At 35.0% G+C, this 12,217-nt stretch carries 8 protein-coding genes; all 8 read right to left on the reverse strand.

The window, feature by feature from the left end; all coding sequences use genetic code 11:
* Positions 1-42 precede the first annotated feature (42 nt).
* Complete coding sequence (gene glpK / locus LA20249_RS06025; RefSeq protein WP_057738670.1) at positions 43-1,539, reverse strand: glycerol kinase GlpK; 1,497 nt, start codon at positions 1,537-1,539, stop codon at positions 43-45.
* Between the two features lie 38 nt (positions 1,540-1,577).
* On the reverse strand, positions 1,578-3,086 hold the full coding sequence (gene glpK / locus LA20249_RS06030; protein ID WP_057738672.1) for a glycerol kinase GlpK: 1,509 nt from the start codon (positions 3,084-3,086) through the stop codon (positions 1,578-1,580).
* 109 nt (positions 3,087-3,195) lie between these two features.
* Positions 3,196-4,131, reverse strand: a complete 936-nt coding sequence (locus LA20249_RS11935) for a YfhO family protein (protein ID WP_250645055.1) — start codon at positions 4,129-4,131, stop codon at positions 3,196-3,198.
* Between the two features lie 17 nt (positions 4,132-4,148).
* Complete coding sequence (locus LA20249_RS11940) at positions 4,149-5,741, reverse strand: YfhO family protein (RefSeq protein ID WP_250645056.1); 1,593 nt, start codon at positions 5,739-5,741, stop codon at positions 4,149-4,151.
* Positions 5,742-6,390: 649 nt separating this feature from the next.
* Complete coding sequence (locus tag LA20249_RS06040; RefSeq protein WP_057738674.1) at positions 6,391-7,731, reverse strand: FAD-dependent oxidoreductase; 1,341 nt, start codon at positions 7,729-7,731, stop codon at positions 6,391-6,393.
* A gap of 1,521 nt (positions 7,732-9,252) precedes the next feature.
* Positions 9,253-10,470 (reverse strand): NAD(P)H-dependent oxidoreductase, encoded by a 1,218-nt coding sequence (locus LA20249_RS06045; RefSeq protein WP_057738676.1) that lies wholly within the window; start codon positions 10,468-10,470, stop codon positions 9,253-9,255.
* An 11-nt stretch (positions 10,471-10,481) separates the two neighbouring features.
* Positions 10,482-11,090 (reverse strand): NADPH-dependent FMN reductase, encoded by a 609-nt coding sequence (locus tag LA20249_RS06050; RefSeq protein WP_057738678.1) that lies wholly within the window; start codon positions 11,088-11,090, stop codon positions 10,482-10,484.
* 100 nt (positions 11,091-11,190) lie between these two features.
* Entirely contained in the window at positions 11,191-12,120 is a 930-nt protein-coding gene (locus tag LA20249_RS06055; RefSeq protein ID WP_057738680.1) for an FAD:protein FMN transferase, read from the reverse strand.
* Between the last annotated feature and the right edge of the window lie 97 nt (positions 12,121-12,217).

Consider the following 12,217-nt stretch of genomic DNA (forward strand, 5'->3'; position numbering starts at 1 on the left):
AAAAATAAGAGACCTTTAAGATAGGCTCTTATTATTCTAACCTTAGTGCTTAAAATCCATGGTTGCTTCAACAGCATTTTTCCAGCCACCATACAAATCCAAACGCTTAGTTTCACTCATTTCTGGTTGATAAACTTTTCCAGCTTGGTAGTTTTGCTTAATATCGTCCAAATCTTTCCAATAGCCGACACCTAACCCAGCCATGAACGCTACTCCTAAGGAGGTTGTTTCCAATTCAGATGATCGTTGTAAAGAAATCCCCAAAATATCAGCTTGAAATTGCATTAAATAATCATTGGCAGATGCCGCACCATCAACTTTTAAAACTTCAATTGGAATTCTCGAATCAGAACTCATCGTTTCAATAATATCTTTTGTCTGATAAGCAATTGCCTGCAAAGTTGCCTTGATAATATCATTATCAGAAGTCCCTCTTGTGATACCAAAAATAGTTCCATGAGCTTGATTATCCCAATAAGGTGCCCCCAAGCCAGCAAAAGCGGGTACTACGTAGACTTCATCCAAATCAGTCGACTTCTTTGCAGCTAAAGAAGTTGAAGGAGTATTGCTAATCAATTTCATATCATCTCGTAGCCATTGCAATGCAGCCCCAGCAATAAAGACGCTACCCTCCAGAGCATACTTAATTTCTCCATCAACACTATAAGCGATGGTTGTCAAAAGATTGTTGTCTGACATAGCTGGTTTGTTTCCAGTGTTCATCACAGCAAAAGCCCCGGTACCATAAGTATTCTTAACCATCCCTGGTTCAAAAGCCATCTGCCCAAATAGAGAAGCTTGCTGCGAACCCGTCATTCCTGAAATAGGAATCTCTGAACCATAGAATTGATAATTCTTAGTAATTCCGAAGACTTCCGCATTAGACTTAACTTCTGGCAACATAGCTTTGGGAATGTTAAAAATTTTTAAGAGTTCTTCATCCCACTTCAGAGTATTGATGTTATACAACATGGTTCGGCTAGCATTAGCGCAATCAGTCATAAAACTATCGCCATCGGTCAATTTCCAAAGTAGCCAAGTATTGATAGTTCCAAACAGCAATTCACCATTTTCAGCTCTCTTTTGGGCTCCCTTGACATGATCCAAAATCCAGCGAATCTTTGTTGCTGAAAAATATGGACTAATAATTAGACCTGTTTTTTGATGAATTTCATCTTTATAACCAGCTTCAATTAAGTCATTAGCTAATTTCGAAGTTTGACGACTTTGCCAAACAATAGCGTTATATATCGGCAACCCTGTCTTTTTATCCCAGACCACAGTTGTCTCTCTTTGACTGGCAATACCGATCGCCTTAATTTGCTTAGGCTTAATTCCAGAATCAATCAAAGCCGTTGCAATCGTCGTTTGAACAGCATTCCAAATTTCATTAGGTTCATGTTCCACCCAACCTGGATTAGGCAAAATTTGTCTGATAGGATGTCTAGCGATAGCAACTTGCTTACCGCTATGATCAAAAATAATTGCTCTGGCTGTGGTTGTTCCTTCATCAATCGCTAAAATATATTCTTTATCCATAATTACTCCCAAACATCAAAAAAGGCGCATCACGCCTCTTATTTAGTTGCTCTGTGCTTAAATTTTCTAGTGGCACTGACTGCATCGCGCCAACCTTCATACAAATAATCAGCCCGTTTAGAGTCCATTTCAGGCTCAAAAGTTGCTCCAGTGGCATATTGCTGTTTGATATCTTCCAAATCATTCCAGTAACCGACTGCTAAACCTGCTAAAAAGGCTGCACCTAAAGCTGTTGTTTCCAAATCTTTAGCTCGCTGTACTGGAGTTTGTAAGATGTCAGCTTGAAATTGCATCAAATAGCGATTATTAGCCGCTCCACCGTCGACTTTAAGCGTTGGTATCTCAATGCCCGTATCCTCTTTCATCGTCTCTAAAACGTCACGAGATTGATATGCCAGTGATTGTAAAGTAGCCTTGATAAAATCATTTTTAGTCGTTCCTCGCGTCAAACCAAAGACGGCACCACGAGCATTGGCATCCCAATAAGGTGCACCTAGTCCAGTAAATGCTGGTACGACGTAAACCTCATCTTGATCCGTTGAAGCTAGAGCAGTTTCCTCTGATTCAGGCGCTGATCCAACGAGATTCATAGCGTCACGTAACCATTGAATAGCTGACCCTGCAACAAAAATACTACCTTCCAGTGCGTAATAAACGCGATTATTGATACCATAACCGATCGTCGTCAAAAGATTATTATCTGATAATTGGGGTTTTTCACCTGTATTCATAACGATAAAAGCACCTGTACCATAAGTGTTCTTAACCATTCCTGGTTCAAAAGCCATCTGTCCGAATAACGCTGCTTGTTGATCGCCAATCATTCCTGAGATGGGAACCTCTGATCCATAGAAATGATAATCTTTGGTTTTAGCATAAACTTCCGAATTAGGACGAACTTGGGGCAACATTGCCTCTGGAATATTTAAAATTCTTAAAATATCCTTATCCCACTCCAAAGTGTGAATATTAAATAACATCGTCCGACTAGCATTAGAATAGTCCGTCACATGGGCTGCTCCGCCTGACAACTTCCAAAGGAGCCAACTATCAATCGTTCCAAAAAGTAATTCTCCATTTTCAGCACGCTTTTGAGCACCCTTAACATGGTCAAGGATCCAACGAATCTTAGTAGCTGAGAAATAAGGATCAATCAAAAGTCCCGTTTTTTCATGAATCATTTCACCATAACCACGTCCTGCCAATTTCTCAGCGATATCAGACGTTTGGCGACTTTGCCAAACAATGGCATTATATATCGGCAAACCGGTCTCTTTATCCCAAACCACCGTTGTTTCCCGCTGATTTGTGATTCCAATCCCCTGTATTTGATCTGGTTTAATACCTGATTCGATAAAGACATTAGCAATCGTTGATTGAACGGCATTCCAGATTTCATTAGCATCATGTTCTACCCAACCTGGTTGCGGAAAATGTTGCGTAAATTCACGCTGGGCATCGGCTATTTTGCTCCCCTTTTGATCAAAAATAATAGCTCGTGTACTAGTTGTTCCTTCGTCAATTGCCATAATATATTTTTTAGACATCACTTCACCCCATTTTATGTAAACGTTTCATATCAGAATCTTATAACATCTGTAGAATATTGCAAATGTTTCGCCGGCTTTTTTATAATTCTGTTTAAAAAGTCGATTATTAATATTTTTTGAGTCTATCTTTTGACTTATTAATTAGTAAAAAGCCAATAAATAAAATTACCGAAACGATAGAAACCAGCCAGCCTAATTTCAAACCTGGCACATTATAATTCAAAACAACATGATGTTTACCAGATTGTAAATTAATTGCCATTAAGTTAGAAACGACTTTATGAACTTTAACTTTCTTACCATCGACTTTAACATTCCAACCATTATCATAAGGAATACTCAACAACAATGGTGACGGTTGTTTAACATTAATCGTGCCTCTAACTGTATCGTGATTCAAGTCAGACTTAATTTTCAATTCGTTTCGTTTGAATTTATCAGTTGTTAAATCAAATTTAGCTTGATCTAATGATTGGAAATAACGTGGATTCAAATCCAGACTTTTGTTAGTCACAATTTTAACCTTAACTTTTTGATTTCGTTTGAAATCACCGAGACGTAACGTCGCTGCACTGAACACATTCACTGACGAAGTCTTGATATACTTGCCATTAACATAAATTCTACTGTTCATATAATTAAATGGCGTTACGTAAAAGTATAACGGTCCACTAGCACGTGCAACCAATTGGTACGTATAGGCTTTTTTACCTTTTTCAGTTGTCTGATTCATACTAGTCAATAAGACATTTTTCAAATATGAGGTACTGCTGCCATTCAGAGATTGCCACAATCCATTTTGATTATCCAAAGCTTGATTAGCTTTCATCTTAAAATCATAGACATCTGGATCTACTAAAAAACCTAAGGTAGGAGCATTGTAATTCTCCTCAACATAGTAATGATTATTCCACTGACGAATCCGATAGTAAACTCCAAACAAGGCATTGGTTATTTTAGTTCCCCCAAAATAACTGATTCGCCGGACATTCAAATTAAAATACCCTAAATCTCGCATCATTTCCAGAGTATCTTGATTCAAAGTTGAACTGTAAAGACTCAAACCATTGATATTAAATAAATTGGATCGTTATAATTGTTATATTGTTCTGGAAAAGCTTTATTCAACCCTGATTTAGAAACAATGATTCGATGCCCTAAGTGGCTTTGATCTTTAACCTCTTTTAGAATCTTATTTTCACTGTCAAATTCATTTTGATAAATTGTTTGACTGCCAAAACTAGCTGTCTTCATGACCGCATTGAAATTAGCGACAACTTCAAAAATCACCAGCAAGTATAACGGTATTAAAAATTGTTTCTTACGTTTTAATAGTAAAAGACACATTCCTGACAACACGATACAAGCCAAACTCAACCAGAAATATCCAATACTAAATTCATTAGTTAAACTGTCAAATCCTAACTGCTCAATAACTTTTGGTAAAAGCCACTGCGTTAAATAACCTAAACAAATTAGAATACCCGCTACACAAGTACTTTTAACAATAACGCTTGATTCTTGAATAACCCCATTTTCCCATGCCTTGCGAGCGATAAAAATACAAACAAAAGAAAAAATAAAACTATTTCTAAAAGGAAAACCGGCTGGATTTTGAAACATATGCCACATTGTATTAAAAGTGGTAACAAACATACTTACCAATAAGACTCCCAATAAAAGAGCCGAATTTTGTTTATCACGATTTTTAACTCGCGCGCTGATGAAATAACTTAATAGTAGAATTAAAATCGTTGAGGTCATAAAAACAGACGGACCGTGTTCCAAACGCTGATCAAAACTATTGCCGCCAACACCCAATTCCGTCAAAGCTTCCAGTCCAAAACGGGCCGATGGTAAATAATTAAAAATGTTAAAGGAAGTTTTTGCGGTCTTTAGCATTCCAGCCAAAGTAGGAATCAATACCACCGCCGAACTCAAGCCAGCTAAAACTGAAGTAATCAAATAATATCTAATGACCTGCCATTTATCTTTTTGCTTGAAAAGATGGTCCTCTAATCCAATGAAGACGAAGAAACAGATCGAAAAGATACACAACATGTAACCTAAATAATAATTAAAAATTATCGAAAATAAAATAGCAAAATAATATAAAACATACTGATGATGCTTAATCAAATGCATCACACCTACAGCTACCAATGGCAACATGATCAGATCATCCAACCACATAAGATCATAAAAATACGAAGCCACGAAACCACAAAAACTGTATGCAATTGTAAATATTAAATTAGTCCAAGTACTCTTTTGAAAATATTCTTTCAAAAAATAAGCCATCGAAATTCCCATAGTCGATATTTTAAGCATAATCAAAATATCAGCCGCAATCGGAATTGCTTTGGGACTGAATAGAACCAACAGTAAATTAAATGGCGACAATAAATAATAGCTGATAACTGGAAAAAAGTTGTCACCCAACGACTGACTGAACAAATACAAATGCAGATTACCCGAAACTAATTGACGCCTTAATTCAGTTAAAAAAGTTAAGTATTGCGTTCCCAGATCACTGCTCAAAAAATTATTACTACCAAAAGGAACTAAATTGGAAATAGCAAAAATAATTGAAATAATAGCCAAATTAACGAAAAAAGCTCCCAAATAGTACCCAACATGACGTTTAACCATATGAATTTCTCCTTGTCGACTAACAAAATAATAAGAAAAAAATGTTCATAAGTAAACATCCAAGCATTTAAAATACTATTAGTAAAATATTAGACAGCAAAAAAGCTTGCTTACGCAAGCTTTCGTTCATATCGTTTTTCATATTATTTACCTCATTTAGTTAAATAGTTATTTGTTTGAATGGTTTTAATTCGTATTTTTGGTTTGAATGTTGTTATTAGTAATAATAACTAGTTTAAAAATCTTTTTGCGTTGTAATTCCTAATCATCTTAGTACAAAAAGTAGCTAAGACAGATACACCCGTAAGAACGAGAATTGGATGTTTCCTCATATGCTTCACCTCGTTTTTCGTATAGCCATATTTGACTATGAATACATAGTACCGCCATTTTATGAAAGTATTCCGACAAAAATAAGAATTATTTATGAATTTAGAGAGCGAAAGGCAACCGGGAATCTCCGAGGATTTACCTAAGAATAGAAATTACAGGTGCCTTTTGCCCGTGGTTTCTATTCTGTAGTAAACCGGAAGAGATTGTTGACCGCAGCTCATTTCTTAAAGAAAGGCCAACAAAAATACCCATATTAATCAATAGAATATCAATCAATACGGGTAAAATAGTTAAAAATTATGATTCAAAAATAAATTTATTTATCAGCTTTTTCTACAGCGGCACCTGCTAAAGCACTAACGTAGTTAACTGGTTTGTCAAAATTAGGTTGGAATAAGAAATCAACCATCGACAATTCATCAATTGTTACTTTCTTTTGGATAGCTAATGACAATAAGTTAGCTGATTGTGAGACGTCATACTTACTTGTCAAAGCTCCACCTAAAACAACTCTAGTCTCAGGGTCCCAGACAAGGTTCATCAATACCGGTGTCGTTGATAGCATAAATTCAGGACGATAATTATCTTCCAAACTTACTTCGGCAACTTTTTTACCCAAAGCATCAGCATGAACTTTAGTTAAACCACTTGCAGCATAGGTTCTGCCAAATAATTCGACAGCTGAACTAGCTTGTGTTCCCATATAAGCAACAGTATCCTTTTCAATATTCTTACCAACTAGAATTCCTTGACGAACAGAATTTGTAGCTAAAGGAATATATTGGTCATCCCCTGTTGGATTGTAGTGAACAGAAGCTGCATCACCAGCTGAATAAACATCTTTAATACTTGTATGCATATATTTATCAACAATTAATGCACCATTTGGTAAAGTCTTGAACTTATCTGCAAACATTTTTGTATTAGGACGGAAGCCGACACACATTACCGCAATATCTGCTTCATAGCTATTCTTATCAGTTTTGACAATAATGCTATGGTCTGTTTCTTCAAATGAAACAACCTTTTCATTCATGCCTAAAGTTACGCCATTGTCGCGATAATCCTTTTCAGCAATGGCTGACATATTAGGGTCAAGGTTTTTTGACAAAACATCAGGTAAAGCATCAATCAAAGTTGTTTCCTTGCCTAAAGTAGCATAACCTTCAGCCAATTCAGCACCAATATAACCAGCACCAATTACGATAGCACTCTTGATTTCCCCCGCATTTTCTTTCAATTCATTGGCATTAGTCCAATTCTTGCACAACATAACACGTTTTGAATCAATTCCAGAAATCGGTGGAATAACTGGAGCTGAACCAGTTGTAATAACCAATTTGTCATAATCTTGTTCAAAAGTCTTACCACTAGTTAAATCTTTCACTGCCAATTTCTTGTTATCAAAGTCAATATCTGTCACATCATGTTTCATATACATATGTGCACCCAAATCGCTCAAAGCGTCTGGACTTGCATAAAACATTTTGTTCGGATCAGAGACACGATCGCTTACCCAGAGTGCAATCCCGCATGACAAAAATGATAAATTATCATTACGTTCAAAAACTGAAACTTCCCAATCAGGGTGTTCCTTTAAAATATTCATTGCTGAAAAAGTTCCCGCATGAGTACATCCTACAATACTTACTTTCATAATAGACACCGTCCTTTTTCTTACTATTATAAATTATTCACTAATACATTGAAAGCGATTACCCCATATTTAAAAAAATATATCATCAATACATATATTTGTTATAATTGCTTATAAATTATATTTTAAAAGTTTCTTATTATCCTCAGATAAAGCCATTCAATAAATGAGATAAATAATCTATGATAACGTTATTATAATAATAATAATCAAATTTGTGATATTAAAAACAAATAAATAATTTTTCACGAAATGAATTTAATTGTTTAAACACATGTGTTATATTATTCATGTGCAAGGGGAAAAGATATGGAAATGCAATTCCTTCTTTAAGCTCTTAAAAGGTTGCGATACACATCCTCATATCGTTAACCTAACTTTACTCGTAGAGTAGTAAAAATTGCCCCCTCAATCAATTTTTACTACCTGCGTAATACTATTTTATGATAATTACTTTGAATGCTTTCATTAATTACACTTAATAAAATCCCTCTTTATTTGACAAGTATGGAAACCTCACAAGCATTCATATCTCTTCCTCTGACACTACTGGTAATGTGCTATATCAAACTGATGTAGCAAAAAACAAGCCCATCCCCCCAGATGAGCTGTTTTTTTTACCATAATACTTTTTTAATAAAAATAATTATAGTCAATTAATTTTGGAAATAAATTCTAAATTAATCTAATCAAGAATTTTAATGAAATATATTACAATATTGAAATCAAACAATTTATTTTACAAGAATTGATTAAATATGTTTAAACATATGTTGTATATTATTAGATGTGCAAGGGATAAAGATATGAATCTAACCAAGTTCCTCCTTTATCACTCTTAGCAACAGATCTGATACATTCCTCATATCATTTCTGACAATCTATTACTTTGATTGAATCCCATTAATAAATAATTACTTTATTGCATTCATGTCCGTCCCTCAACACTTTCGTAAAAAATAACTCATCCCCCCTCAGATGAGTTATTTTTTTGCTCCATATAGATTATTCCTAAAGAGGACACAATTTGTTACTATTATCATTCTTTTAATATTAATATTCGTACTAGAAATAAATAAAAATATTTTTCAGTTTTGACTAAACATGTTTAAACATATGTGCTATATTATAACTGTGAAAGGGGTAAAGATATGAGATGCGATTCCTTCCTTTTTAACTCTTAAACTACGATACATCCTCATATCGTAAACTCATAAAAAATCACTAATTGATCCCCTCAATCAATCAGTGAATCCCATTACAATAATTTACTTTGAATGCTTTCATTAATTAATTAACAAATTCCTCTATTTTAATAAATTTGGAAACCCTCATAAGCATTCATATCTTTCCCCCAACACTATTGGCAATGTCGTTACCCAAACGTAACGAAAAAAACAGCTCATCCCCCTCAGATGGGCTCTTTTTTTGTCCTAAAATAAAAAGCATCTATTTATTCACACCGATTATCATAATCAATGGAATTAATAAATAGACGCTCATTTTTTTACACTATTCTACTTAATGCTTCGATGCACTACTTGTGGCATCTACCTCTGGCTTTGTTTCAGGCTTTGAATCTGGTTTTTTAGAAGCACCGGCAGTTGCGTCAAGTTGATTATCTGGATCAGGAACTAATTTTTGTCCAGTTTCTTTTAAATATTCGTCAACAATTGGCTTCAAATCAACTGCCCACTCGTTAACACCCTTGTAGTTGCCTTCTTCATCATGCATCGCTTTGTAATAGTGCATCACATGATGGTCACCGCTATTACCTGGTACAGGCATTGAAACCAAGTCAGTTTTACCAGTTCTCAATTCGTGAATAACTTGTTTAACATGTTTAATAACACGTTCTTTACCTGGATGTACCATTGCTAAAGAGTCCCCAACTTGTGCAGGAGTTCTCTTGGCAAGCATTTTCTCAGTTGGCAAAAAGTTATTGTAGTAAATAAATTGGTTATTTTCATCGACGTATGTCAATTCCAATGGTGTCGTCTTTAACATATAGTTCAATTGATTGACCGTTAATAATCCACAATCCAATTTAACATACGTGTCGCCTTCGACTGCATTGGTCTTCTTAGCTGCTTTGTCCAACCAATCATCATCTGACATGTCAACACCTTCAACTGTAGTGTCGATTTTGTTTGATGAAGTCAAATCTTCATTTTCATAGTCATCCGTTGCATCAATCATGTTGATCACCTTCGCAAACTTAATAAATTTTTGTAACGTTGTATCTAAGAAATCAATTGTGCCCTTGTCTTTAAGATCACCATTATCATCAAAAGCTTCTTTAACATCACCCAAGAGGAATTCATTGCCTGGCAGTACTATAGCATTAACTCCTGGAGCTTCTAAAATCTGTCTCAAATGTAACTGTGCTCTAGAAGAACCTTGTGTGTGATATGAGGCACCAACAATCATAACCGGTTTACCATCGAATGGATGAATCTTGTAAGACAACCATTCAATCACATTTTTTAAAGCGGATGGGACAGTATGATTATGCTCTGGAGTAGCGATAATAACTCCATCAGCAGCTTGAATCTTCTTACTTAAGTTTTGAATCACAGCACTATTAGTTTGGTCATTATCTTGATTAAACATTGGCACATCATTGATACCAAGAACTTCAATCTCAGCTACACCTTCGGCATGCTTAGCAATGAATTTTAAAAGTGTCCGATTATAAGATTGATCAGCAATTGAACCAGCAATTCCTACTAATTTCATTATTATTCCTCCTAGTCCTTTTCCCAAGAAAATTCTTCAGCTTTTTGCTTATTAACTTCATTAGCATTATTCAATTGCTTAGAAATATTAACAAACTGAACAAAGTCCTGGAAAAGACCATCTAGTTGCTTGACAACTTTTTCATCTTTCAAATTACCATCGTCATCAAATGCCTGCAAAGAATGACCCAATAAAAATTCTGAACTAGGCATAATCCGAGCTTTTAATTCTGGCGAATCGAGAATCTGACGTAATTGCGATTGAGCCCGTGACGACCCCAAAGATCCATAAGATGCTCCTGTAATCATAACTGGTTTGTCTACAAATGGATGAATCCCATAAGATAACCAAGCTAAAGCACTTGAAAGAACCGCCGGAATCGAGTGATCATATTCTGGTGTAGCAATGATTACCCCGTCGCTAGCTTCAATTTTTTTGGCCATATCCAATGCTTCTTGAGGCACATATTCGTCTGCACTCTTTTTATAAAGAGACAAATCTTTGATTTCAAGTAATTCAATTTCAGCAGTAGCTTGAAAATGTTTTTTCATATATTTTAATAATTCACGATTAGTCGACTTCTTAGAATTAGAACCGACTATGGCAATAAATTTATTCATCAATAATCACCTTATTCACAATTATTATCTTACAATTCTATTGTAAATTTATTCACAATTTTAATCAACATATTTTTGGAATCTATTTCATATAAAATAATTATATTTTTCTAAAATTATCTTGTAATCCACTTGTAGTAAAGCATTCTAGATCCTTAGTAATAAAAATAGCTTCAATCCCTGGCTGCTTTTCAATCATTGCTAGTCCTTGAACAAGCCCCTGATAAAATCCAATTGTGGACCAGATCTCTCCATCAATTGATAAATCACTAACAATCGTTACACTAGCTAAATTATTCTTAATCGGATACCCCGTCTTACTGTCAAACATATGATGATATTCATGTCCATCAATCACTAATTTTCGTTCATAAATACCTGATGTACCAATTGATTTAGCATTTGTATGCAACACTCCCAATGACACATTTCGAGATTTGATAGGATTTTGAATCCCAATGTTCCACATCTTATCAGAATGTAAGCTCTCTCCTACTAATAAGACGTTTCCGCCTAAGTCAATCAGACCCGTTTTGACACCTAGTTTTTCCCATAAATCCTTAATTCTATCGGCAATATATCCCTTAGCGATTCCACCCAAGTCAATTTCCATGCCAGGATCATCCAAAAAGACAGTTTGTTTAGCATCATCCAGCTTAATCCGCTCTGGATCAATAATCTTCAGACGCTTCTTTATATCGACATCGTCAGGTTTATTGGCGCCCTCAAATCCAATTTTCCACAATTTGACTAGAGGTCCAATTGCAACGTTGAATCCTAAATGCTTACGACTGACCAGAACTGCCCGCTTAATCAATTCATAAGTATCATTTGGAACCGATACTGGAGTTTTTCCAGCTTGATGATTAATTGACATCACTTCTGATTGAGTACGATTAACTGTTAATTTATCTTCAAATTCTTTAATCAAATCATAGGCAGCACTTAATTCCTTTTCACCAGCTGGTTCAGACACTGAAAGATTAATCACAGTCCCCAAGGCATAATATTTTTTATTAATCAATCCCATTTGACTTCCTCGTTCCTCTTCACAAATTAATAAAATATTCACAAGATTTCAATTTAGAGTTATATTAACCATAACATCTAGAGGAATTGGAGTGAAT

This window comes from Companilactobacillus alimentarius DSM 20249 (assembly GCF_002849895.1).
GTDB lineage: Bacteria > Bacillota > Bacilli > Lactobacillales > Lactobacillaceae > Companilactobacillus > Companilactobacillus alimentarius.

What these genes read in the sequence shown, in the direction of transcription:
- LA20249_RS11940 (WP_250645056.1), bottom strand. Translation starts at nt 5,741, where the DNA reads ATGGTTAAACGTCATGTTGGGTACTATTTGGGAGCTTTTTTCGTTAAT.
- LA20249_RS06050 (WP_057738678.1), bottom strand. Translation starts at nt 11,090, where the DNA reads ATGAATAAATTTATTGCCATAGTCGGTTCTAATTCTAAGAAGTCGACT.
- glpK (WP_057738670.1), bottom strand. Translation starts at nt 1,539, where the DNA reads ATGGATAAAGAATATATTTTAGCGATTGATGAAGGAACAACCACAGCC.
- LA20249_RS06055 (WP_057738680.1), bottom strand. Translation starts at nt 12,120, where the DNA reads ATGGGATTGATTAATAAAAAATATTATGCCTTGGGGACTGTGATTAAT.
- glpK (WP_057738672.1), bottom strand. Translation starts at nt 3,086, where the DNA reads ATGTCTAAAAAATATATTATGGCAATTGACGAAGGAACAACTAGTACA.
- LA20249_RS06040 (WP_057738674.1), bottom strand. Translation starts at nt 7,731, where the DNA reads ATGAAAGTAAGTATTGTAGGATGTACTCATGCGGGAACTTTTTCAGCA.
- LA20249_RS06045 (WP_057738676.1), bottom strand. Translation starts at nt 10,470, where the DNA reads ATGAAATTAGTAGGAATTGCTGGTTCAATTGCTGATCAATCTTATAAT.